The 23933-nt window shown below is 48.5% G+C and carries 17 protein-coding genes; 9 read left to right on the top strand and 8 right to left on the bottom strand.

From position 1 onward, the window contains the following. Positions 1-13: 13 nt before the first annotated feature. The 5 genes from LWL52_RS02845 to LWL52_RS02825 form a co-directional block, all read right to left on the bottom strand. The gene (locus tag LWL52_RS02845; protein WP_242916738.1) at positions 14-910 is read right to left on the bottom strand and encodes a glycosyltransferase family 2 protein; all 897 of its coding nucleotides are present in this window, start codon (positions 908-910) and stop codon (positions 14-16) included. Positions 911-1050: 140 nt separating this feature from the next. After that, entirely contained in the window at positions 1051-2046 is a 996-nt protein-coding gene (locus LWL52_RS02840; protein WP_255748288.1) for a glycosyltransferase family 2 protein, read from the bottom strand. 29 nt (positions 2047-2075) lie between these two features. Further along, positions 2076-3539: a lipopolysaccharide biosynthesis protein gene (locus LWL52_RS02835; RefSeq protein ID WP_242916734.1), complete on the bottom strand. Its 1464-nt coding sequence runs from the start codon at positions 3537-3539 to the stop codon at positions 2076-2078. A 141-nt stretch (positions 3540-3680) separates the two neighbouring features. Continuing rightward, complete coding sequence (locus LWL52_RS02830) at positions 3681-6023, bottom strand: GumC family protein (protein ID WP_242920641.1); 2343 nt, start codon at positions 6021-6023, stop codon at positions 3681-3683. Positions 6024-6050: 27 nt separating this feature from the next. Beyond that, the gene (locus tag LWL52_RS02825; RefSeq protein WP_242916732.1) at positions 6051-6821 is read right to left on the bottom strand and encodes a polysaccharide biosynthesis/export family protein; all 771 of its coding nucleotides are present in this window, start codon (positions 6819-6821) and stop codon (positions 6051-6053) included. A gap of 554 nt (positions 6822-7375) precedes the next feature. Between LWL52_RS02825 and LWL52_RS02820 the strand changes: the two genes are divergently transcribed. Next, entirely contained in the window at positions 7376-8275 is a 900-nt protein-coding gene (locus LWL52_RS02820; protein WP_242920639.1) for a flavin reductase family protein, read from the top strand. 153 nt (positions 8276-8428) lie between these two features. Here LWL52_RS02820 and LWL52_RS02815 read toward each other — a convergent pair whose 3' ends face one another. Genes LWL52_RS02815 through porX form a run of 3 tightly spaced genes read right to left on the bottom strand, consistent with a single transcriptional unit; the run spans position 8429 to position 11661 of the window. Next, positions 8429-9658, bottom strand: a complete 1230-nt coding sequence (locus tag LWL52_RS02815; RefSeq protein ID WP_242916730.1) for an alanine dehydrogenase — start codon at positions 9656-9658, stop codon at positions 8429-8431. Position 9659: 1 nt separating this feature from the next. Continuing rightward, positions 9660-10106, bottom strand: a complete 447-nt coding sequence (tsaE, locus tag LWL52_RS02810; protein ID WP_242916728.1) for a tRNA (adenosine(37)-N6)-threonylcarbamoyltransferase complex ATPase subunit type 1 TsaE — start codon at positions 10104-10106, stop codon at positions 9660-9662. Further along, positions 10099-11661, bottom strand: a complete 1563-nt coding sequence (porX, locus tag LWL52_RS02805; protein ID WP_242916726.1) for a T9SS response regulator signal transducer PorX — start codon at positions 11659-11661, stop codon at positions 10099-10101. Before porX ends, tsaE begins: the two co-directional genes overlap by 8 nt. A 231-nt stretch (positions 11662-11892) precedes the next feature. Between porX and LWL52_RS02800 the strand changes: the two genes are divergently transcribed. From LWL52_RS02800 to LWL52_RS02765, 8 genes are all read left to right on the top strand, one after another. After that, complete coding sequence (locus tag LWL52_RS02800) at positions 11893-13122, top strand: HD domain-containing protein (protein WP_242916724.1); 1230 nt, start codon at positions 11893-11895, stop codon at positions 13120-13122. A gap of 322 nt (positions 13123-13444) precedes the next feature. Then, complete coding sequence (gene lpxD / locus LWL52_RS02795; RefSeq protein WP_242916722.1) at positions 13445-14467, top strand: UDP-3-O-(3-hydroxymyristoyl)glucosamine N-acyltransferase; 1023 nt, start codon at positions 13445-13447, stop codon at positions 14465-14467. A gap of 174 nt (positions 14468-14641) precedes the next feature. Continuing rightward, complete coding sequence (locus LWL52_RS02790) at positions 14642-16036, top strand: bifunctional UDP-3-O-[3-hydroxymyristoyl] N-acetylglucosamine deacetylase/3-hydroxyacyl-ACP dehydratase (protein ID WP_242920637.1); 1395 nt, start codon at positions 14642-14644, stop codon at positions 16034-16036. Next, a complete protein-coding gene (lpxA, locus tag LWL52_RS02785; RefSeq protein WP_242916720.1) occupies positions 16033-16824 on the top strand; it encodes an acyl-ACP--UDP-N-acetylglucosamine O-acyltransferase in 792 nt (263 codons plus the stop codon). The genes LWL52_RS02790 and lpxA overlap by 4 nt, the downstream gene beginning before the upstream one ends. Then, positions 16814-17446 carry an ABC transporter ATP-binding protein gene (locus LWL52_RS02780; protein ID WP_242916718.1) on the top strand — a complete coding sequence of 211 codons (633 nt, stop codon included), beginning with the start codon at positions 16814-16816 and terminating at the stop codon, positions 17444-17446. Before lpxA ends, LWL52_RS02780 begins: the two co-directional genes overlap by 11 nt. Before the next feature lie 239 nt (positions 17447-17685). Continuing rightward, positions 17686-18393 (top strand): YebC/PmpR family DNA-binding transcriptional regulator, encoded by a 708-nt coding sequence (locus LWL52_RS02775; RefSeq protein ID WP_242916716.1) that lies wholly within the window; start codon positions 17686-17688, stop codon positions 18391-18393. A gap of 853 nt (positions 18394-19246) precedes the next feature. After that, positions 19247-22393, top strand: a complete 3147-nt coding sequence (locus tag LWL52_RS02770; protein WP_242916714.1) for a SusC/RagA family TonB-linked outer membrane protein — start codon at positions 19247-19249, stop codon at positions 22391-22393. Positions 22394-22411: 18 nt separating this feature from the next. Next, positions 22412-23917 (top strand): RagB/SusD family nutrient uptake outer membrane protein, encoded by a 1506-nt coding sequence (locus tag LWL52_RS02765; protein ID WP_242916712.1) that lies wholly within the window; start codon positions 22412-22414, stop codon positions 23915-23917. The last annotated feature ends 16 nt before the right edge of the window (positions 23918-23933 follow it).

Below are 23933 nucleotides of genomic sequence, written 5' to 3'. Positions count from 1 at the left end.
GTGGTTGTTTCGCTTATCTGATTTGTGTTCCTTTAAACAAAAGCCTGAAATATTCTGACGAACAGATTAAATAAAGGTAGCCGTTTACAAAAAACACTTTAACGACATCGGCAGATGAAAGCTGCCGGTCTACAGAAAATAGGCGAAGGTTCTTTTTGATGACGATGGTATAAAATAAATAAGGAAGAAATGCGGCATGCTTGGCTATACTTTTAATGCCAGAGATCTTATAGCTTTTCTTGCCCCCAAACTCCCTTCTTTTCTTTTCATTAAATTCTTTGAGCGTACTTCTGGCCGGATGCTTAATGATGACATCATCGCCGTACTCAATGTTGAAGTTACAGGCATTTGCTCTTCTGTTCCAACCAAAGTCGTCTCCGGACATTTTACTTGCGTCGAAGAGCCCTACTACGTCAAAAAGTTCTTTCCTCACAAAAAGGTTAGCGGTAACCGAGGCCTGGTGCACTTTTACAGCTCTCTTCTGATCAAACTCATACACACTTTCGTAGAGCTCCACCAATGTTTTCTGCGCTTCATTCTGAAAAATGAAATCGATTTTACCAGCTATCCTGTCTACGTTTCCTTTTTCAAAGCGCTTTACTGCATTCTCGATCCAGGTAGGTTGCGGAATGCAGTCAGAGTCGGTAAAGCCATAAATATTGCCCTTAGCTAAGCTAATGCCTTTGTTTCGGGCAGCATAGGACCCTGGCTTGCCTTCGTGCACTAAGGTAAAATTAGCAGGCAGGTAAAAGTAAGCGGGCGCCTGGTCCTGCGGGTCGTTATTTACTATTATTACTTCGTAGCTATCCTTCGGATACGTTTGCCTGTCAAGTGCTTCGATGCAAAGCGTGAGCCTCTTCCAATCGTGGTAAGTAGGCATTATTATGGAAACGAAAGTGTTTGAAGTCATAAAATAAGTAAACTTTATTTTTATAGACGCACAACAGAAATACTACTTATACCTGTTGTGCAAAGCGGTGGTTAATGAAAGAGATAAAATAATATAATGGTTCAAAAGACTATTCTATTTATCTTTTGTTTTCTATACTATCAGTACCTTAATAGGTATAAGCTTTTAAAGAAGTAAAACTGCCACTCGGGTAATTTCAGGAATGGGTTCGCATACGCAAACTTTCGTTTTGAGCTGTTCCGGACATAAAGGTTTATTGCCTTGATCTTATTCCGGAATGTAATTTCCTGATCATTATATTTTTTGAGCTGCTCCTTAAAAAACGGCATATCAAGCTCGCTAATCAGCAGCAGGTGGTAATACAGGTATTGGTATAGCTGCTGTTTATACTTATCCGTTAACAGCTTGTTCTCGCTTAAATAAGTATAAATTTGGCTCCTTAAGTTATAGCGGTTCAAGATCAGCTCATACAACTTGCCTTTGTTTGTTGTTCTCGAAATCGAGTTCGTTTGCGCATGAATCAACGTTTGCACCTGATGGCTCACAAGGGGTTTTGCATTTAAGCGAAGTACCCGGAATAACAAGTCGTATTCTTGCGAGGAGCTTAAGCTTTCGTTCCAGCCATTTACCTGCAACAACATTTCCTTTCGCCAAAGATTAGAGCTTGTAATACCTAGTCTCGAATTGATGAGCCCCGTCCAGCAATCATCCTCCGCCACTATATCTTCTGTTAGCAGCTTGCCCCTGATGGTCCTGATCTTGCGGTAATCATCAATGATCAGGTCGGGGCTATGTTTACTGATTAAGGCAACCTGCTTTTCTATTTTCTGAGGTAGTAATTCATCATCCGCATCCAGAAACTGGACCCACTCCCCTTTTGCATTCCCTAATCCCTTGTTACGGGCAGCGCATGCTCCTTTCTTCGCCTCAGCATATACCCTGATCATGCCGGGATGTGCCTGTTCAAATTCCTTCAGCTGCTGCAGGGTATTGTCTGTAGAGTTATTATCAACCAGCAGTAACTCAATGTTCGGGTGCGTCTGGGCCAGCACGCTGTCGACAGCTCTCCCAATCAACGCTTCACAATTGTAACACGGAATAATAACTGAGACTAATATAGGATGGTCAGGTTGCATTGATACACTTAATATTTTACGCTACTTTGTTATTGGACTGCCAGATTCTTTTTTTTTAAGAATTTCAAATCGCTCAGCTGAGTTTTAAGTTCGTCCTTCATAAAGAGCCAAACTACAGCGCAGTAACTGATAAATAAAGCAACGCCACAAAGGATGTAGTGAAGGTGAAGGCTATAGAGCGAGGTAGAAACAATAAATGCCACGACACTGGCTATTAATGGCGTGCGCATATGAAATAACAGCTCGCCGAAAGTAACATTCACTAATTTCTTCAGGAAATACTGCGCAATGAATACCTCAAATATCTTATTTAGAACATACGCATACGCTGCCCCCACAATCCCATAAAAATGGATGCCCAACGAAATAAGCGGGACATACAAAAAGACAGCTTTAAAAAACTGGATCTTCATTTCCAGTTTAGGCTTTCCCAGTCCGCGGATAAGCGAGGCGTGGCTGTTGGTCAGCATATGGATCATCACCGAGACGGCTAATATCTTTAATGGCTCTATAGCACCAATCCACTTTTGCCCGAAATAATTCTGAACAAACGGGGTACCCAGGGTAATAAAAAATATCATTGCCGGATAAACAAAGATGCTGTTATACTTTACAACTTTGAGATAATACCTTTTCAGCGCTTTCGGATCGTCCTGTTTCTTACCGTAAACCGGGTACATCACTTTCCCCATCATGGCCATCAGCTGGTTTCGGAACGTATCGGTTAGTACAAATGCCAGGGTATACGTTCCCAGTGCTGCCGCACTTAAAAGCTTGCCGATCAGCAGGTAATCGATATTCGAGATCAGGTTATTGAACAGGTTGGTTCCGGTAGTATACACCCCAAAGCCAAAAACATCTTTAAAGGCCTTTTTATCCCACATGAGCTTGGGCGTCCAGCCGGTGGCTCTGAAGAACAAGGGCATAGCGATAACGATAGTTGCCACAGAGTTAAATACCAGCGACCAGACACCAGCGCCTAAATAGGCAAGGGTTAAGGACAGCACACCCGAAAAAGCGGTTGATACGTTGCTGATAAAAGCCAGCTTTTTAAAGCTCATGGCCCGGGTAAGCTGTGCCTGATGCACCAGGTTTACCGGAGAGGCCAAAACCCCAAGGCTCAGGGCCGGGATGATCTGGCGCAGCATAGGCTCTTTATAAAAGATTGCTGCCAGTGGCGACACAACAATTACGATCAATAAGTAAATACTTGTTGACCAGATAACGCCAGTCCAGAAAGCCGTCTGAAAATGTTCTTCTCTTAAATCTTTATCCTTGCGCTGTACAAGAGCAGCCCCGATGCCGATATCATTAAAAACCTGCACAAAACTGGCAAACACAGCTGCCATACCTACCAGGCCAAACTGCTCCGGAAAGAGCAATTTGGCAAGTACCATCTTAATTATAAAACTGAGGCCTCTGTTGATAGCTAGCTGAACGGCACTCCATACTATACCGGTAACAACCGAGCTTTTAAAATTCTTAGAACTCATTTATTGAAGTGCTTACACAGCAAATAATATAGTCTTTCCGACCAGGATAAAAAATAGGATAAGGGTGCATCGGACGCTGTGTAAAAGCTCCCGTTGCTAATATGTGTTATTGCTGAAATAAACAATGTGGACCTGAAATCCTTAGCCAGGATACTGAACATCGGTGCCTTTGGCCTGCTTATTTGATGTGAACCACTCTTTTTTAGGCTCTTTCAGGTTATAACCATACCCATACGCATAACCAGCTTCTTTTTGTGCATCGTTTACCACAATCATTGGCTGGTTAAACTTCTGCTTTTTATAAATATCATCAATAATACTTAACTGCGTTTTGTAAGTATAGTTGTTACGGACAATATAAATGCTGGCATCTGCATGAGGTGCCAAGGCCAATGCATCGGCAACCTGCCCTACCGGCGAGGTATCAATAATCACGTAATCAAAGATCTCTTTCAACTCATTAATCAGTCTGCCTACCTTCGGAAGCAACATAAGCTCGGAGGGGTTTTCCGGTACCGGGCCAGACCCGATCACAAACAGCTCCGGCATAACGCGCGAAGGAAGTATCACATCATGGATAGAGAGAGCATTGGACGACAGGTAACTGGTAATACCGCCCTCATCATTTGGCAAATCCAGGTTCCGTAACAAAGCCGGCTTTCTAAAGTCGAAATCAAGTATCACGACTCGTTTACCCGCTAACACCAAGCTGGCCCCCAGGTTTATGCTGAAGAATGTTTTTCCTTCGCCCCCCATACTCGACGAAACCATCAGCACCTTATTTTCTTTGCCTAGCATTGCAAACTGCAGGTTGGCACGAATAAGTCTGAATTGTTCTGCCACAGGCGTGCGGCTATCAGGTGTCACCACCAAAGCATTGCCACTCTTCTTGTGGGAAATTTCGCCCAGAATTGGGGTAGTAGTGCCACTTTCTACATCTTTTAATGTGGATACTCTATCGTTTAGCGCATCTTTCACAAATATTAACCCGAAGGGCAGGCCTAAGCCGAACAGGACAGCTAATATGTATATTAATCCTTTTCTAGGCTTCACAGGTTCATCACCAGCTACTGCCGAGTCGATTACACGGGAGTTAGCGACAGTAGCTACCAACGACATAGCAGACTCTTCCCGCTTCTGCAGCAGATACAGGTAAAGGCCTTCTTTTATACTTTGCTGCCTGTTGATCTCCAGCAATTCGCGCTCCATTACAGGCACCTGCTGTTTCCTTGACTGGTACTGCGAAGAGCTTGCCTGCAGGTTTTGGCGGGTAATCTCTAAGCTCCTCTTTATGTTGCGGAGGTTCTCCAGAATGTTGCCACGTAAATTAACAAGCTGATCGTTCAGGTTGATTATAATCGGGTTATTGGGTTGCACCGTACGCAGTGTTCGCTTGCGTTCCTGCTGCAACTCATTAAACTGGGAAATGAGGCCGAGCAACGTAGGATCATTGATGCTAAGGGTACTTGGCACCAGTTCAAACTGGTTCTGGTCTTTGCTTAAATAACTTTCGATCGAGTTCAGCACATCCAGCTGGATACCCCACTCGGCGAGCTGCTTGTTATACTCGCTTTCTTTCTGCAGGTAAATCTGCGCTTCTGAGCTTACATCCGTTACATCGTTTTTCTGCTTGTAGCGCTCTACGCTTTTCTCCACGTCGGTGAGTTCCTTTGTGAGGTACTGCAAGCGCTCATTTACAAACTTTATGGTACTAGACGCCACAGAGTTCTTATCCTCCATAGCTTCCTTGTTATACACCTCAATAAGCTTGTTCACAACGTCTTTTCCTCTTTCCGGAACGGCATCCGTCAGGGTAATAGACAACACGCTGGCATCTTTGTTAACAGGCCCTATTGTAAGACGGCTAATATAAGAGTCCGCCAGATTATCCAGCTCATTGAATTTAAGAACAATCTTATCATACCTCCCAATTGCTTCCGGAATGGCGGTTACAGTAAATGTACCGTATGGGGCCTTTATTTCCTTGCCAAACTGATAAGTCCGGACATCCTCGCCATCCTGCAGTTCAAAATTGTTCTTGTCTTTGATATAAACAGTCAGGTTTTTAGAATAGGCTTCCTTCTCCAAACTTTTAACAACAACGTTGATTGGCACCTTTTCGCCATATATTTCGGAGTACTTCACTTCTCCTTCCACCAGGTAGCTGGTAGTTAAAGACAATTCGCGTAATACCCGCTGCATCAAGCTTTTTGAACGCAACACCTCTATCTCATTATTCATGTTTTTAGAGGTTTTGAATACATCAAAGTCATTATCAATGGTATTACCCGTCAATTCCGGCCCACGTGTTTCGTCCTTAATAAGTAGGCTACTGGTTATCAAATACTCTGGTGTAGTGTAACGCAGGTATAAGTAAGCCAGGCCCACAAATATGGCAATCGCTGCTACAAACAAGTACCAGTATCGCACGTACTTTCGCAGAACTCCTTTCAGGTTTACTTGCTCCGGTTCTAAAAGAAGCATTTCTTTATTATTCATATGTATGTATTGCTATAATAATCTTGATACGATTAATGTAGTCACAGATATAAGCGAAAATAAGAGCGTAATGTTTCGTGTGTTGGTCGTAGCCTGTATTGTTCTTACTTTATTTGGCTCTACATACACCACATCGTTCTGCTGCAGATAAAAATAAGGAGAACTTAACAGGGCCTTTGATTTGAGGTTAAGCCGGGCCGCTTTGCGCACGCCATTCTCTTCTCTTATCAGTAACACATTATCTCTTATTCCATAGGCCGTCATATCGCCCGCTAAACCCAGTGCCTCCAGCACATTTATTTTTTCAGAGGGTATGGTGAATGTGGCCGGGTTCTTTACTTCCCCCACAACCGTCACCCTGAAGTTCATATAGCGTATATAAACCGATGGTTCCTTTAAATAATTATTCAGGTTCTTAACCAACATCGCTTTGGCTTCCTGCTTTGTAAGGCCGCCCACCTTCACTTTCCCTAAAACCGGTAATTCTATAAAGCCATTGCTATCTACCAGGTAGCCTTCCTCATCTTTACTAGTTCCTGCGGCGCCGGCATTTCCGGCCGAGAGCATCACTCCTTTGTTAAAGAGGGCATTTGCTTCAGGGTTTAAACTGCTTATCGTAATACTAAGCAAATCATCGGGCTGAATTTTAGGCTCTTTGTTATTCGTGATATTTTCTGAGTACTCCGTTGTTTCTGGCAGATCGCTGAAATACGTCAGTTCTTTAGACGTGGTACAGGAAAAAAGGAACAACATGCCCAGGGCAAACAATAAATTAATTCTCATTTCGGGTGCTTTTGGTTCAATCTAGACTTTTGTGCTTGTAGGCGCTTATACTTACCACTATATACATTGCAGATAATATATATTTCGGAAGTCTTGTGATTAGTTACGTAAGAAGATTTTAAAGGTATATATTCAATAAGAAAATTATCCATCTAATCCTGCAAATGGCTTTAAAACAGCCTTATAATATTCAACAAATTTTATATTTGCTGCATAAGGTTGCCCTACAAGCCCTTAAAACAATTATCCTTTCAACGCTCGGAGCAGGCAAAACAATATAACTGGCTCCTGTTTACCGCCGGTGCCTGCTACCGGGCTCGTTTCGCTACTCCTACCAAAACCCCTTCATAGCGCCTGTGCTTTTTTATACTTACCGGCATAAACCACCTCCCATACGATGCACCTGCTGTTACAGTTTTTACAGGAGTAGTTTTTAAGTGAGCTGGCCGCCGGGCAGCAGATGAAACACCATATTTGCCCTGCTTTTTTTAACTTTATACTTTCATCGCCGGCATCAGCCTGCAGCCGGCACAACACATCCGCATGATATGAGCATGAGAACCTTTGATCCGAAAGAAACTAAAGCAGCCGACCTGTATGCGCTCATGGCCGGGGTTGTTGCTCCGCGCCCTATTGCGTTTGCCAGCACTACCGACGGCAATGGCAACGTTAACCTGAGCCCGTTCAGTTTTTTTAATATGTTTAGCGCTTCGCCGCCCATTCTCATTTTCTCGCCCCTCAGCCGCATGCGCGACAACACCAGCAAACACACGCTGGAGAATGCGCAGGCCACCAAGGAGGTTGTCATCCATATTGCCAATTATGCTATCGTAGAGCAAATGTCGCTGGCCAGCACTGAGTACGATAAAGGCATAAATGAATTTGTGAAGGCTGGTTTAACGCCGGTTGCCTCGGAGCTGGTGAAGCCGCCGCGGGTGCAGGAAGCCCCGGTAGCGTTAGAGTGCAGGGTAAACGACATTATACCGTTGGGCACAGAAGGCGGCGCAGGCAACCTAATCATTTGCCAGGTGCTGCTGATGCACCTGCAGGAGGGCATCCTGGGAGAAGACGGCAAGGTTGATCCTTACAAGCTTGATGCGGTGGCGCGCATGGGCAGCGATTATTACATCCGGGCAAATGGCGACAGCATTTTTGAGCTTCCCAAGCCTATCCGAAACAAAGGCATTGGGGTGGATGCGTTGCCCGCCTTTATCCGCCAGAGCACCATCCTGACAGGCAATAACCTGGCCCGGCTGGGAAATACCGAAACAGTACCCACCGCGGCAGAGGCAGCCGCATACCGAACAAATCCGCTCGTGGCCTATACCTGGAACAAGTATAAAGCTAGACCGGCCCAATTGCGGCAGGAACTCGAGAAGTTAGGTAAAAAGCTATTGGAAGATAACCACGTGTCCGAAGCCTGGAAAGTACTGCTGCTAAGCGGACAGGTATAGAAGTAAGACGTTAGATATTAGACGTTAGACAAAAGCTTCTCTTGCAAGAGTATAAAGTATAAAATCCGCCGAGGCGGGTTTTATACTTTATATGGATAGTTTTACCTGTGTCTTAGATCCTGCGTCTAATATTTATGGTCCAACGACTTGCATCTAGTTTCTAACTGCGATCATCAGGCCCAATTCTTTGTAGCGCATGCCAAACCGTTTGGCGATATGCGAGTTGGTGAGACTGCCTTTGTAGATATACACGCCGGCACGGTAATGTTCGTTCGTAAACAGTACCTCGTTGATGCCGCCATACTTTGAGATCTCTGTAAAGATGGGCGTAAAAATATTACTCAGGGCCTGGGTGGCCGTTCGGGGCACCCGCGACGGGATGTTAGGCACACAGTAATGGATGATATCATACTTGCGGTAAATGGGGCGGCTGTGCGAGGTAACCTCCGAAGTTTCAAAACAACCTCCCTGGTCGATACACACATCGATGATAATGGAGCCGGGGTTCATCTGCGCAATAATCGATTCCTCTACCATGCACGGAATGCGGTCTTCCACGGCTACCAAAGCGCCGATCACCACATCGGCCTGTTTAATTTCGTTGTTGAGCACTGTTTTATCCAGCGTAGAGGTAAAGAGCTGGGTGCCGATGTTGTGCTTCAGCCGGCGCAGCTTATAAATATGGTTGTCGAAAACCTTTACCTCGGCTCCTAAGCCCAGGGCAGCACGGGCCGCATACTCGGCTACAGTGCCGGCACCAAGTATAACGACTTTGGAAGGAGGCACACCCGTAATGCCACCCAGTATAACCCCTTTGCCATCGTTGCTGCTGCTCAGGTATTCGGCGGCTATCAGCATTACGGTGCTGCCGGCAATTTCGCTCATGGCGCGCACCACCGGCTTTGCCTCTGACTTATCGCGGATCAGTTCAAAGGAGAGAGCGTTTATTTTTTTAGCCAGCAGTGCATTGATATAATCCGAGGTCAGGTTCCCAAACTGCAGCGCCGAGATCAGTGTCTGGCCCGGGTGCAGGTAATTGATCTCATCGTAGGTAGGAGGGGCGATCTTCAGGATGATGTCGGCCTCGTATACTTCTTCCACCGAATACACAATGCGGGCACCGGCCTCGGCATATTCATGATCGGAGTACTTGGATAAACTGCCAGCGCCTGCCTCAATCCGGATGCGGTGCCCATGGTCGGTTAGTTGCTTCACAGCGTCGGGGGTCAGGCCAATGCGGTTTTCCTGAAACGAGGATTCTTTCGGGATGCCGATAAACAGGTTGCGGCGGCGTTCTTCCACCGCCAGCATCGACTCCTTGGGGTAAAGGGCCTGGCTGGTAGCTACTATCTTGGCTAAACTTGCGGCGAGTTTTTCCGTCATGCTATACGTGGGTTATGGTCATGGTGCGCCCCTCGCCTTCCGCTTCGGGCTGCAGCTGCACAAGCAAATAGTGCTCAGGCAATAAATTGGGTATAAGCGAGGGCCACTCTACCAGGCACAGCCTGCCTGAGTCAAAATACTCCAGCGCGCCAATCCCGAGGGCTTCGCGCTCATCCCTTATCCTATAAAAATCAAAATGGTAAATTAGTTTCCCCTGCCTCCCTTCATACTCGTTAACGAGCGCAAAAGTAGGGCTGCTCACGTTCTCGGCTACGCCCAGCTGGCGGCAAAGTTCCTTAATCAGGGTGGTTTTGCCTGCGCCCATCGGGCCTTCGAACAAAATAATGGGCTCCCGGTCGGCAGCCTCTAAAAGCACAGAAGCCGCCGCCGGCAGATCAGCCAACGACGACATCTTTATACTTGCTTTTTGTACTCCCTGGTTAAGCATTCTTAGGCGAAAGCGTTATAAACGGTATGATCATTTCCTCCAACGACACGCCTCCGTGCTGGAAGGTATCTTTGTAGTAGTTGACGTAATAGTTATAGTTATTCGGGTAAGCGAAGAAGTAGTCTTCGATCGCAAATACAAACGTAGTGGAAACGTTAGCTTTTGGCAAGAAAAATCGCTCCGGCTTTTTCACTGTAAACACGTCTTTATCGGTATAGCCCAGGTTTTTGCCGTGCTTGTAACGCAGGTTGGTGTTAGTGTTGCGGTCGCCGATGATCTTAAAGGGCCTTTTTACCCGGATCGTGCCGTGGTCGGTGGTGATGATGAGGCGGCCTTTCTTTTCGGCAATCATCTTCAGCGTATCGAAAAGGGGCGAGTGCAGAAACCAGGATTTGGTGATGGAGCGGTAAGCCGACTCGTCGGGCGCCAGCTCGCGTACCATGTTGCTGTCGGTGCGGGCGTGCGAGAGCATATCCACGAAGTTATACACGATCACGTTGAGCTTGTTGCCATCCAGGTTACTGAACTTGCTGAGTAGGTCGCGGCCGGCAGCCACGTTCGTAATTTTGTGGTAACTGTGCTTGCCCGTAATGCGGTTCTGCTGTAGCTGTATCTCCAGAAATTCGGCCTCGTGCAGGTTCTTGCCTTCCTCATCCTCGTCGGCCACCCACAGGTTGGGGTACTTTTTAACGATCTCGGTCGGCAGCATGCCCGAAAAAATGGCATTACGCGCATAAGCCGTGGTAGTAGGAAGGATGGAGTAGAACATCTCTTCCTGGTCCACGGTAAAGTAATCCAGGATCAGCGGTTCGAGTACTTTCCACTGGTCGTAGCGCAGGTTATCGATCAAAAGGAAGTATACGGGCTGCTCCGACTGCTTCATCATCGGGAACACGCGCTGCTTAAACAGCTCATGCGACATGAGCGGAGCATCTTCATCTTCCTTGTTTATCCAGTCCTCGTAATTCTCCATGATAAACTTGGCGAAGTTGGCGTTGGCCTCATCCTTCTGCATGTTTATCACGTCGGCCATACTTTTGTTTTCCGTCTCGTCGATCTCCAACTCCCAGTACACCAGCTTTTTGTAAATATCAGCCCATTCCAGCGGGCTCAGGCGCTCGCCAAAAGCCATGCCCAGTTGCCGGAAGTCGCGCTGGTAGCTCATATTGGTCTTTTCAGACACCAGGCGTTTGTTTTCCAATACCTTTTTTACCGATAGCAGGATCTGGTTAGGGTTAAGCGGCTTAATAAGGTAATCGGTGATCTTGGAGCCGATCGCCTCCTCCATGATATGCTCTTCCTCGCTTTTGGTGATCATGATCACGGGCACGGCTGGCCGGATGGATTTCAGCTCATTCAGTGTTTCCAGGCCGCTGATACCCGGCATGTTCTCATCCAGGAAAACGATATCGAACGTCTGGTCCTGGAACTTCTCAATGGCATCGGCGCCGCTGTTTACCGGCGTAATGTCGTAGCCCCTGTCTTCCAGGAAAAGAATGTGTGGCTTAAGGAGGTCGATTTCATCATCGGCCCATAAAATATTGTATCTTTGCATAGTTTTATACTAGTAATTGATGGCTAAACTGTTGAACTGTTAATTTGTTGAGCTGCTAAGTACTTATACATGTATACTTGGGATGTACGCAAAAACGTACCATTATATACATACGATGCTTTCAGGTACGCGTAAAACGGATGCGCTGGTGGCCGTAACCCAACATAGCCGGCAAGCACGGCCATACCCTGTCAACAAATAAAACGTTCAGCCAGTAAACCTTCCTGCTTCGTGAATAAGAAAAAAATCTTCAACGACCCCGTTTACGGTTTTATTACCGTTCCGTCTGATCTCATTTTCGATATTATTGAGCACCCTTTCTTTCAGCGCCTGCGCCGCATCAAGCAGCTGGGCTTAACAGAGATGGTATACCCCGGGGCGCTGCACACCCGTTTTCATCATGCGCTGGGCGCCATGCACCTGATGGACACGGCCCTGAGCACCCTGAAAAGTAAAAATAACGAAATTTTCGATAACGAGCTGGAAGCCTCCCTCATTGCCATCCTGCTCCACGACATTGGCCATGGCCCTTTTTCCCATGCCTTAGAAACCGCTATCTTCAAGAATGTGTACCACGAGAGCCTCTCGCTGCATATTATGCACATGCTCAACAAGGCTTTTGAAGGCCGCTTAACGCTGGCAATCAATATTTTCAAGGGTACCTATGAGCGTAAATTCTTTCACCAGCTCGTATCGAGCCAGCTGGATGTGGACCGCCTTGACTACCTGAACCGCGACAGCTTTTATACCGGCGTGTACGAAGGCAAAATCGGCGCCGACCGCATCATCAAAATGCTGGACATTGCCAACGACAAGCTGGTGGTGGAAGAAAAGGCCATTTACAGCATCGAGAACTTTCTGGTAAGCCGCCGCCTGATGTACTGGCAGGTATACCTGCACAAAACCGTGATCAGCGCCGAAAACATGGTGCTGCGCGTGGTGCAGCGCGCGCGCCAGTTGTTGCAGCAGGGCGTGGAGGTAGACACCAGCCCGAACCTGAAGTTCTTTCTCTCCTCCGACCTTACCATGGCCGATTTTGAGCGCGACAGCAGCATTTTGGAGCGCTTTGTAGGCCTGGACGACCACGATGTATGGAGCGGCATCAAACTCTGGGCCTCTCACCCCGACTTTATACTTTCTTACCTGGCCAACAGCATCCTGAACCGCCGCTTGTTTAAGGTGGTGATCTCGAGCAAACCCATCGAAAAGGACCTGCTGCTGGGCATCAGCGAGCTGGTGCAGGAGCACTACAAAGTAGCCGAGGAAGACGTGCATTACCTCATGATCTCGGGCACCATCAGCAACAATGCCTACCAGGTAGAAGGGCAATCCATCGATGTGCTGACCAAATCCGGGTACGTGATCGATGTGGCCGAGGCATCCGACCTGCCCAACATCCGGGCGCTGGGCAATAAGGTGGAAAAATATTATGTGTGCTACCCCAAAGAAGTAGCACATTAACACTGCTGCCGGCTTACGGCAGCAGCTTATACTTCCCTGCCCGCCTCTTTTCCGGTTTTATACTTTCATATAAAGCACCGGCCTGGCAGCAACTGCCGGTCTGCGACATGCCTTTATACTTTGGAGCGCCCCGAAAGTATAGCCTGTGCTTTAAACCTGCTTTTCCGCCCTTGAGCTCGCCATAAGCTGCTGCCCGTTTTCCTGGTTAGCCCAGAAATCTTTGCCCATAGTGGCCCCGGGGTATCAGCCCTCCCGTAACTTTTTAGTATGTTTGCACCCCCAAAGCATTAGCACTTTTAAGTTTTTGCTATAATTTTACAAAATGGAGTTCACTGTTCAACAGATAGCAGACCTGCTGCAGGGTAGCGTAGAAGGCGACAATACTGTCAAGGTCAGCACTTTAGCCAAGATAGAAGAAGCCCAGGCCGGCGCGCTTGCGTTTTTATCAAATTCCAAATACGAACCCTTCCTTTATACTTCCGGTGCCAGCGCTGTAATTGTGGCAGAGAAGCTGGAGCTGAAAAAGCCGGTTGCTGCTACCCTGATCCGGGTGGAAGATCCTTATACCAGCTTTTCTGTCTTACTCCATTATTACCAGACAGCCTTGATCGCCTCTAAAGTGGGCGTGGAAGAACCCGCTTTCATCGGTGCCGGCAGCCAGATCGGCGACGGCCATTACCGCGGCGCATTCTCCTACATCGGCCAGAACTGCACCATCGGCGAGAACGTGCGCATCTTTCCGCAGGTATACATTGGCGATAGCGTGAAAATAGGCGATAACACCACCATTTTTGCCGGCGCTAAACTTTACACCAACACTGTGGTGGGTAGCAACTGTACGATCCATGCCGGCGCAGTGCTGGGCAGCGATGGCTTTGGCTTTGCGCCACAGCCCGACGGCAGCTACAAAGCCATCCCGCAGATTGGCAACGTCGTGCTCGGAGATGATGTATCGATCGGGGCAAACACCACCATCGACTGCGCCACCATGGGGGCAACCCTGATTGGACAAGGCAGCAAAATAGATAACCTGGTGCAGGTAGCGCATAACGTGGAAGTAGGCAAGCATACCGTTATTGCCGCGCAGGCAGGCATCTCCGGCTCTGCCAAGCTAGGCAACAACTGCGTTATTGCAGGCCAGGCCGGCATTGTGGGCCATATCAGCCTGGCCGATAAAACAACCGTAGGTGCGCAGTCCGGGGTTTCCAAAACTGTAAAAGAGCCGGGCACGATCATCCAGGGCTCACCGGCATTTGACTATAAGCAGAACCTGCGGGCCATGACCGTATTCCGCAAACTGCCCGAGCTGCAGCGCGAGCTGGAACTGCTGAAAGAGAAGGTATAGCAACCCTTTTTGCAATCCGATCGGTTCCGTAAAAAAAATAGCAAGACCTCATATAAAATCTTAAGTTTGCAGGTGCAAAGGGGTAACTCCCCGGTTGACTGCAGACAGCAGCGGCAGCAAAACAGCTGCCGCTGCTGTTCTTAACCAAGCTCTTAACACGACTATAGATACGTGATGAACGATAAACAGCACACCATAAAGGCCCCGGTTACAATTACAGGCATTGGGTTGCATACCGGAGTGGTTTCAAACATGACGTTTAAGCCTGCACCTGCAAATCATGGGTACAAGTTTCAGCGCATTGATATGCCAGGCCAGCCAATTGTGGCAGCTGATGTAGACAATGTGGTCGACCTGTCGCGGGGCACCACCATCGAGCAGAACGGCGCCCGCGTAAATACCGTGGAGCACACGCTGGCTGCCTTAGTGGGCCTGCAGATTGACAACGTGCTGATCGAGCTTGACGGCCCGGAACCGCCTATCATGGATGGCTCCTCGATTGAGTTTGTAAAGGCGTTGCAAAGCGTGGGGCTACAGGAGCAGAATGCCCTGCGCAACTACTTCGAGATATCCAAAGGCATCAGCTACAAAGACGATAGCCGCGGCGTGGAAATTGCCGGCCTTCCGCTGGACGATTACCGCCTCACCGCGATGGTGGATTATAACTCACCGGTGCTGGGTAGCCAGCACGCCTCCATTACCAACATCACCCAGTTTGTGGACGAGATCGCCCCGTGCCGCACGTTTGTGTTCCTGCACGAGCTGGAAGCTCTTTACAAACAAAACCTGATCAAAGGCGGAGACCTGGACAACGCGATCGTGATCGTGGATCGGGTGGTGCAGGACGAGGAGCTCTCGCATTTGTCGGAGCTGCTGAAAAAGCCGAAGGTGGAGGTAAAAGAAGAAGGCGTGCTCAACAACACCGAGCTGCGCTTTAAGAATGAGCCTGCCCGCCACAAGCTGCTGGACCTGATCGGTGACCTGGCCCTGATCGGCCGCCCTATCAAAGGACAGATCTTAGCGGCCCGCCCCGGCCATGCGGCCAACGTGGCCTTTGCCCGCAAGGTAAAAAAGCTCATACAGGAAGCGGCGATCAAGAACGTGCCTACTTACGATCCTAAAAAGCCGCCGGTCATGGATATCAACCAGATCTCGGCCACCCTGCCCCACCGCTATCCTTTTTTGCTGATCGATAAGATCATTCACCTCGACGAAACCACGGTGACGGGGGTAAAGAACGTGACCATGAACGAGCCCTTTTTCCAGGGCCACTTTCCGGGCAACCCTGTGCTGCCGGGCGTGGTGCAGATAGAGGCCATGGCGCAGACAGGCGGCATCCTGGTGCTTAACACCGTGGAAAATCCGGAAGATTACTGGACCTACTTTCTGGGCATAGACAAGTGCCGTTTTAAGCGGAAAGTGATTCCGGGGGATACAATTATTTTTAAATGTGAACTGCTGGCGCCCATCAAACGGGGCATCGCCAAAATGAGTGGCCAGGCTTTTGTAGCCGGTCAGTTGGTGATGGAAGCGGAAATGTCAGCAAGTATAGTAAAGAAAGACGCATGAATCAGCCATTAGCATACATTCATCCGGAGGCTAAGATCGCCCAGAACGTGGTCGTAGAGCCGTTTGTTACGATCCATAAAAACGTGGAGATCGGAGAAGGTACCTGGATCGGATCAAACGCCGTGATTATGGAAGGTGCCCGCATCGGCCGCAATTGCAAGATTTTTCCGGGAGCCGTGATCTCTTCGGTGCCCCAGGACCTGAAGTTTGCCGGCGAGGTAACCACGGCCTACATCGGCGACAATACCGTGATCCGGGAGTTTGTAACTGTTAGCCGCGGCACCATCGATAAAATGAAGACCATTATCGGCAGCAACTGCCTCGTGATGGCCTACGCGCACGTAGCCCACGACTGCAATGTAGGCAACAGCTGCATTATCGGTAACGCCGTGCAGATGGCCGGCCACGTAGATGTAGGCGATTATGCCATCATCAGCGCTACCAGTGCCGTGCACCAGTTTGTAAAGATCGGGGCGCACGCCTTTATTTCCGGCGGATCGCACGTGCTAAAAGATGTGCCGCCGTTTGTGAAAGCTGCCCGCGAGCCGCTCTCCTACGCCGGTATAAACTCGGTAGGTATGCGCCGCAGAGGTTTTGTAAGCGAGCAGATAAACGAGATCCAGCAGATCTACCGCATCCTGTTCATGAGCAGCCTCAACAACACCCAGGCCCTGGATACGATCGAGTTGGAACTGCCCCCAAGCCGCGAACGCGACGAGGTGACCAACTTCCTGCGTGGATCGGGCCGCGGCATCATCCGAAGCTATTTTTCCAAAGATGCAAATTAACCTAACGGGCTTAGGTAAACGCTATAATTACGAGTGGATTTTCCGGAACCTGACCTATACCTTTGAGCCAGGCAGCTCCTATGCCATACTTGGCCATAACGGCTCCGGCAAATCCACTCTTCTTACGGTTGTAGCCGGTTACAACCTCCACAGCGAAGGCAATATTTCCTACGCGCTGGGCGGCAAAATAATCGAGCACGACAAAGTATACCAGCATCTCTCCCTCACTGCGCCATACCTGGAGCTGGTAGAGGAATTTACCCTGATCGAGATGCTGGCGTTCCATACCCGCTTCAAATCCCTGCGCCACGACCTTTCCAACGAGCAACTGATCGAGCGCATGGGCCTGCAACGGGCCCGCAACAAGTATGTGAAAGACTTCTCGTCGGGGATGAAGCAGCGTCTGAAACTGGGCATGGCCATTTACGCAGACACCTCCCTCCTGCTGCTCGACGAGCCGACCACCAACCTGGACCAGGAAGGCATTGCCTGGTACCAGGAGCATGTGGCGCTAAACCAGGAAAACCGCTTGATTATTGTAGGCTCTAATATTGCGCACGAGTATAGCTTTTGCCAGCATCACCTGCACATCACCGACTTCCATCAGGTTGCCAGGAAGTAGTTGTTCGATGATCGTTTTTCGGAAGCTGACGTAGCAGATACATTCCTCTAAGCCAAAGTATACTTATCTTAGCATTTCTTCGGGCTGTTACCGGCAAGAGCTGCATGTTCTGACTATAACTGGAGACGATTTTTTGGCAATAAACAGCCCGCGAAAAACGAGCAACGTTTTTCCTGCCTTCACTATCAATTTACACGTAAGCTGCCTAACTTTGCATCATACTCACATAACCACATACTATGGGACGCGCATTTGAATTTAGAAAAGCCCGTAAATTTAAACGTTGGGACAAAATGTCGAAGGCCTTTACCCGCCTTGGCAAGGAAATAGTAATCGCTGTAAAAGAAGGTGGGCCTAATCCTGAGACAAATGCCCGCCTGCGTACGGCCATGCAAAACGCCAAAGGCGTTAACATGCCCAAAGACCGAGTGGAAGCGGCTATAAAACGTGCTTCGTCTAAAGAAGAAAAAAATTATGATGAAGTAGTATACGAGGGCTATGGCCCCTACGGCATCGCCATACTTGTAGAGACGGCTACTGATAATATTAACCGGACTGTGGCCAACATGCGGGTATACTTCTCGCGTGGCGGCGGTGCGTTAGGCAAAACCGGTTCGCTTGATTTTATTTTCACCCGCAAGGGCGTTTTCAAAATCGCTTCGGAAGGACTGGATGTGGAGGAACTGGAACTGGAACTGATCGATTTCGGCGCAGAAGATATTTACGAGCACGAAGGCGAGATCATTGTAGAAACCGCTTTCACTGACTTTGGCATGATGCAGAAAGCGCTGGAAGAAAAAGGCCTGAACGTGATCAGTGCAGAGCTGCAGCGCATTCCCAACACCCGCACCGACCTGACAGAAGAGCAGGAAGAAGAAATTGAAAACCTGATCGAAAAGATCGAGGAAGATGACGATGTGCAGGCTGTGTACCACAACATGGCCTAAGTCTGGTATCTGATTACAAGTATAGATGGCTGCCTGTTTTCGGAACAGGCAGCCATTCTTTTTTAGAACTCAGTATATTGCAAGGCCCTGTGATGCAGCTCTCCTACCCGCTCTTTTATCTTAGGGTCCAAGCTTCTTTGCTTTTTAGGTGGCTGGGGTAGCGCCATACTTGCACCCATTACTTTTCTATAACAGAGCACAATAGCGTGCATTAGCAGCCTTCTGCCCTTGTTTCGTCTTGATATAGCCTAGCTAAAAATCAGGAAACGCCTTTCTACAACGCACCCCCTTTTTGCACCTTTTTATCTTTAGTACCCTTACCGATTTTAGCCGAAGCCAGAAACTGACTGAGGCATTGCCGATAGATTAAACTATGGTAAATATATCAGAATAAAATAAATTAAACCTGACAAATCTCAGGAATAATATAGTAAGTAATCGCTTTTTTATACTTATTTATAACCTATATTTGCTGCCAGAAAAGGCCCTTTACTATGCAGCTATGATGCCAATAAACTTTATTTCCGTTACATAAACCTGCCTTATTTCTGTGTTCAGGTAATTAATTTTATACGATAGTACACCTCTACAACCTTTTAACATGTTCTGCCTTTCGCCACAACAATCAAATGCGATATGCTTTATGGGCAGCGCTTTAAGTAGCATAAACTTTCCTGATTTCCTTTACTATGAAACCGCTTGCATAGCGTCATTTCCTATCCTACCTACTCTATCTTAACGACGCGCATGGCCGGATTACATGAGTTAGTGCCTTTGGTCCTAACAACTTGCAGGCTTCTGGGCTGGCTGCGCCTATTACCGTTTCCTAACTATTTTAACCTAACTAGTACAAATGAAGAAAATTTTATTCCTAGCTATTAACTGTACCATAGCAGCGAGTTGCTACAGTACAGTTAGCCATGCTAATCCTCACCCTTTAGCTATCAACAGCAGGTATGCTGTTACGGTTTCGGGCAAGGTGATCTCTGACCAGGGAGAGCCCCTGATCGGAGCCAGCGTTGCACTTAAAGGCACCACAACAGGTGCTATTACAAACGTTTCCGGTGAGTATTCGCTTACTGTGCCTGATGAAGGCGGCACACTGGTTATATCTTACATTGGGTTTATAACCCAGGAAGTACCCATAAATAACCGCACTACTATCAACATTACCCTGCAGACTGACGCAAAGGCGCTGGAAGAAGTAGTAGTGGTAGGCTATGGCACGCAAAAGAAGAGCGTGGTAACAGGTGCTATCACCAGCCTGAAAGCCAGTGACATCGAAAACCAGCAAGTAACGCGTGTGGAGCAGGCCTTGCAGGGCAGAACCTCGGGCGTAACTGTTGTTTCCAGTTCCGGAGCACCAGGTGCCTCGGCAACGGTACGGGTTAGAGGTATCACCACGCTCAACAACAACGACCCGCTTTATGTAGTGGACGGTGTGGTAGTGAACGGCGGCATCGATTACCTGAACCAGGCAGATATTGCCTCTATTGAGGTGCTGAAAGATGCAGCCTCGGCGGCCATCTACGGTACACGGGGTGCAGCCGGTGTTATTCTGGTTACTACTAAAAAAGGGAAAGAAGGTAGCATTCGTGTAAACTATAATGCTTACTATGGCACACAGGCACCTGTTCGTAAACTCGACCTGCTGAATGCCACCGAATATGCCACGCTGCGAAATGAAGCATCTGTAGCAGCCGGTGGCCCTATCAAATACGAAGACCCGCGTTCGTTGGGGCAAGGCACTAACTGGCAGGACCTGGTATTTGATGATGATGCCCGCATCCAGAATCACGAAATAAGCCTGAGTGGCGGCAACGACAGATCCACTTTTTATACTTCTTTCGGCTACCTGGACCAGGAAGGCATCGTTACGCCAGAAATATCAAATTACAAAAGATACAACATCCGCCTGAACGCAACCCACAAACTAGCCAAGTGGATCACAGTAGGCCAGAACCTGGGCTACTCGCATATCAAAAGCCAGGGCGGCCTGAATACCAACAGCGAGTTCGGCGGACCGCTTAGCTCGGCTATCAACCTCGATCCTGTTACGCCCGCCCTTATCACGGATGCCGCTATTCTGGAAGATCCGGGAAGCGTTTATAACAACAAGCCTGTGATGAGAAATGCGCTGGGGTATCCGTATGGCATCTCCACTGAAGTGCAGCAGGAAATGACAAACCCGTTGGCTTATATCCAGACGCAACTGGGCAACTATGGCTGGTCTGATAACTTTGTAGGCAATGCTTTTGCTGAAGTGGAGCCGATCGAAGGCTTGAAGTTCCGGTCCACCGTGGGCACCAAGTTGGCTTATTGGGGCGGCGAAAGCTTCCGGCCGATCTATTACCTGAACGCTGCAACTGAAAGCAAGCTGACGGCCTTTAATCGCGACCGAAACATGGCCTTCGATTATAACATCGAAAATATCGTTTCGTATACCCGCTCCATTGCCAAGCATAACTTCACTGCTTTGCTGGGTCAAGGCGCTTATAAAGACAACAACAGCAGTGGCACGTATATTTCCTTCTCCAACATTCCTGCTACCAGCTTCGATGAAGCTTCTTTTAACTTAAAGGTTCCGACAGCCAACAGAACGTCTGATGCTTATGAAGGAATTGAACACACGATCAGCTCTCTTTTTGGCCGTGTGATCTATAACTACGACGAGAAGTACCTGTTCACCGGTATCATTCGCCGCGATGGTTCTTCCAGATTTGGTGCCAACAACAAGTATGGCTACTTCCCTTCTGCTTCCCTTGGCTGGGTTGCCTCCCGTGAAAATTTCTGGCCAGAGAACGATCTGGTAAATTTCCTGAAGGTGCGTGGCTCTTACGGCGTAGTGGGGAACGATGCCATTGATAACTTCCGCTTCGTTTCCACTGTGGGCCCGGGTCGAAATTATACCTTTGGTAATGACAACTACTACATAGGTTACAGCCCCAATGCACCGGCCAACCCTGACCTGAAATGGGAGCAAACAAGCCAGACGAACGTAGGCTTCGAAGCAACCATCTTCCAGGACTTTAACCTGACGTTCGACTGGTTTAACAAGAAGACAACAGGTATTTTACAGCCCATTCAGTTGCCAGGTTATGTAGGTGCTACCGGACAGCCATTTGGCAACGTAGCCGACATGGAAAACAAAGGCATTGAGCTGGAGTTAGGTTATGGCAAACAGATCGGCGAGCTTAACTTCCGCCTGAATGGCAACGTGGCTTACCTGCAGAACGAAGTTACCTACCTGGGCCAGGGAAAAGAATTCTTAGACGGAGGCGCCGGTGTTCAGAATATTGCCTACCCACTTACTCGCACTGCCGTTGGGCAGCCGGTTGGCGCGTTCTATGGCTTTAAAACCCTTGGTATTTTCCAGAACGAGGCAGAAGTGGCAAACTATAAAAACGGTGATGGTACCGTAATTCAGCCGAATGCCAAACCAGGTGATTTCCGATGGGCGGACACGAACAACGATGGCAAAATAGATGAAAGCGACCGCACTTTCCTGGGTAGCCCGCTTCCGGACTGGACGTATGGTATTACGCTGAATGCTGCCTGGAAAAACTTCGACCTGCTCATCTTCGGACAAGGTGTGGCTGGCAACAAGATCTTCCAGGGCTTACGCCGCCTGGATATTCCGTCAGCTAACTTCCAGAAAGCTGCCCTGGGCCGCTGGACAGGAGAAGGCACTTCTAACACATTCCCAAGATTAACAACGGAAGATTCGAACAAGAACTTCACCAACCCTTCTGATTTTTACCTCGAAGACGGTGATTATTTCCGCATCAAGACGCTGCAGTTGGGTTATACCTTGCCACAGGCGCTTACAGAAAAATGGCACATGCAGAAACTGCGTGTTTATGCCAGCAGCAACAACCTTATCACCTTTACAGAATACACCGGCTACGACCCTGAGATCGGTGGTGGCAGCCTGGGCATCGACCGTGCATTTTACCCACAGTCGCGCTCCTATATGTTAGGTGTAAATGTTGGGTTTTAATACTTTAAAGTTCGTAAAATGAAATCGACATATAAAAAATACATACTTATTGCAGCTTTAAGCCTTCCGTTGCTTAGCGCCTGCGACAAAGATTACCTGGACGTGGACCCGAGAGGCACTGTTCTGGAGTCTACTTATTATAAAAACCCGGAAGAGGCGTTTGCCGGATTAGTGGCAGCTTATGACCCGCTGGGTTGGGAAGCCGGAAACACCTACCACAATGTGGGCGCTATCAATTCGGCTTCGGATGATGTGTATGCCGGGGGCGGTAGCTCTTCTGACATGAACACCTGGCAGGTATGGAACAACTATACCCTGGACCCTGCCCTGGGGCCACAGGAAGAATTCTGGCGAAGAAACTTTACCGGTGTATCCAGAGCCAATACGCTACTGGAAAAGTTACAGGCAGGCATTCCAGGGTTAGACCAGGCTACCAGCGCACGGTATATTGCCGAGGCTAAGTTTTTGCGGGCCTATTATTACTTTGACCTGGTACGTCTGTTTAAGAATGTACCTCTTTTCACAGCACCGCTCTCTACCAGCGAGATATACAACGTAACCCAGGCCAGCCCTGAGGAGGTGTATGCCCAGATCGAAAAAGACCTGAACGAAGCCCTTCCGGATTTACCGGTAACCGTTACTGCTGCTACCGAAGGCGGCCGTGCTACGCAGGGCACCGGCAAAGCATTGCTGGGGAAAGTATACCTGTATGAGAAAAAGTGGCCTGATGCTGCCGCACAATTAATAGAAGTAAATGGCACACCTGGTGGCACCAGCAAGTATGGCTACCACCTGCTCGCCAACTATGCGGCTATCTTCAGCCCTGATAATAAATTTAACAGCGAGTCTATTCTGGAGATTGTGCATACTTCGGTTGCCAATGGCGGTTGGGGAAGCTGGCCCGGATTTGAAGGAAACGTGGGCGTGCAGATGTTCGGACCAAGAGGTTACTCCGGCCCGGTTTATCAGGCAGGCTGGGGCTTTAACCCGCTTACGCCCGAATTGGTAAATGTTCTGAAACCCGATCCGCGCTACAAGGCTACCGTTGCCAACATTGATAGTATAGCCCAAGCCGGCGCTGCTACCTACGAAAAAGGATACCAGAACACAGGTTACTTTATCGAGAAGTATGCCCCTAAAACCAAGTGGCTGAGCACAGGCGGTGGCGATGCAGTCCTAAATTATCCGAACGACTACATCGAAATCCGCCTGGCTGATACGTACCTGATGGAAGCAGAGGCGCTTGTCAATAGTGGTGGGGATCTGGTGAGAGCTGCCGCCCTACTCAATGCCGTACGGGCGCGTGTAGGCCTTGCCCCGGTAACAGCCTCTTTAGAGAACATCTATAATGAGAGACGCCTGGAGCTGGCAACTGAAGGACATCGCTGGTATGACCTGGTTCGCACCGGCAGAGCAGCAACAGTTTTAGCATCGAAGGGCTTCATAGCGGGCAAGCACGAAATACTGCCAATTCCGCTGGCTGAGCTCAACAACACAAAGCTTGTTCAAAACCCAGGCTATTAATCTTAACTAAGTAATC

The sequence above is a fragment of the Pontibacter liquoris genome (assembly GCF_022758235.1).
GTDB classification, from domain to species: Bacteria; Bacteroidota; Bacteroidia; order Cytophagales; family Hymenobacteraceae; genus Pontibacter; species Pontibacter liquoris.
This window is presented reverse-complemented; position numbering and strand designations above follow the sequence as displayed.

Bases quoted from the DNA above. Each gene is read 5' to 3' on its own strand.
- LWL52_RS02765 (WP_242916712.1), top strand. From the start codon at position 22,412: ATGAAATCGACATATAAAAAATACATACTTATTGCAGCTTTAAGCCTT.
- LWL52_RS02835 (WP_242916734.1), bottom strand. From the start codon at position 3,539: ATGAGTTCTAAGAATTTTAAAAGCTCGGTTGTTACCGGTATAGTATGG.
- LWL52_RS02815 (WP_242916730.1), bottom strand. From the start codon at position 9,658: ATGACGGAAAAACTCGCCGCAAGTTTAGCCAAGATAGTAGCTACCAGC.
- LWL52_RS02820 (WP_242920639.1), top strand. From the start codon at position 7,376: ATGAGAACCTTTGATCCGAAAGAAACTAAAGCAGCCGACCTGTATGCG.
- LWL52_RS02845 (WP_242916738.1), bottom strand. From the start codon at position 910: ATGACTTCAAACACTTTCGTTTCCATAATAATGCCTACTTACCACGAT.
- porX (WP_242916726.1), bottom strand. From the start codon at position 11,661: ATGCAAAGATACAATATTTTATGGGCCGATGATGAAATCGACCTCCTT.
- LWL52_RS02830 (WP_242920641.1), bottom strand. From the start codon at position 6,023: ATGCTTCTTTTAGAACCGGAGCAAGTAAACCTGAAAGGAGTTCTGCGA.
- lpxD (WP_242916722.1), top strand. From the start codon at position 13,445: ATGGAGTTCACTGTTCAACAGATAGCAGACCTGCTGCAGGGTAGCGTA.
- LWL52_RS02825 (WP_242916732.1), bottom strand. From the start codon at position 6,821: ATGAGAATTAATTTATTGTTTGCCCTGGGCATGTTGTTCCTTTTTTCC.
- tsaE (WP_242916728.1), bottom strand. From the start codon at position 10,106: ATGCTTAACCAGGGAGTACAAAAAGCAAGTATAAAGATGTCGTCGTTG.
- LWL52_RS02790 (WP_242920637.1), top strand. From the start codon at position 14,642: ATGAACGATAAACAGCACACCATAAAGGCCCCGGTTACAATTACAGGC.
- LWL52_RS02780 (WP_242916718.1), top strand. From the start codon at position 16,814: ATGCAAATTAACCTAACGGGCTTAGGTAAACGCTATAATTACGAGTGG.
- LWL52_RS02775 (WP_242916716.1), top strand. From the start codon at position 17,686: ATGGGACGCGCATTTGAATTTAGAAAAGCCCGTAAATTTAAACGTTGG.
- lpxA (WP_242916720.1), top strand. From the start codon at position 16,033: ATGAATCAGCCATTAGCATACATTCATCCGGAGGCTAAGATCGCCCAG.
- LWL52_RS02840 (WP_255748288.1), bottom strand. From the start codon at position 2,046: ATGCAACCTGACCATCCTATATTAGTCTCAGTTATTATTCCGTGTTAC.
- LWL52_RS02770 (WP_242916714.1), top strand. From the start codon at position 19,247: ATGAAGAAAATTTTATTCCTAGCTATTAACTGTACCATAGCAGCGAGT.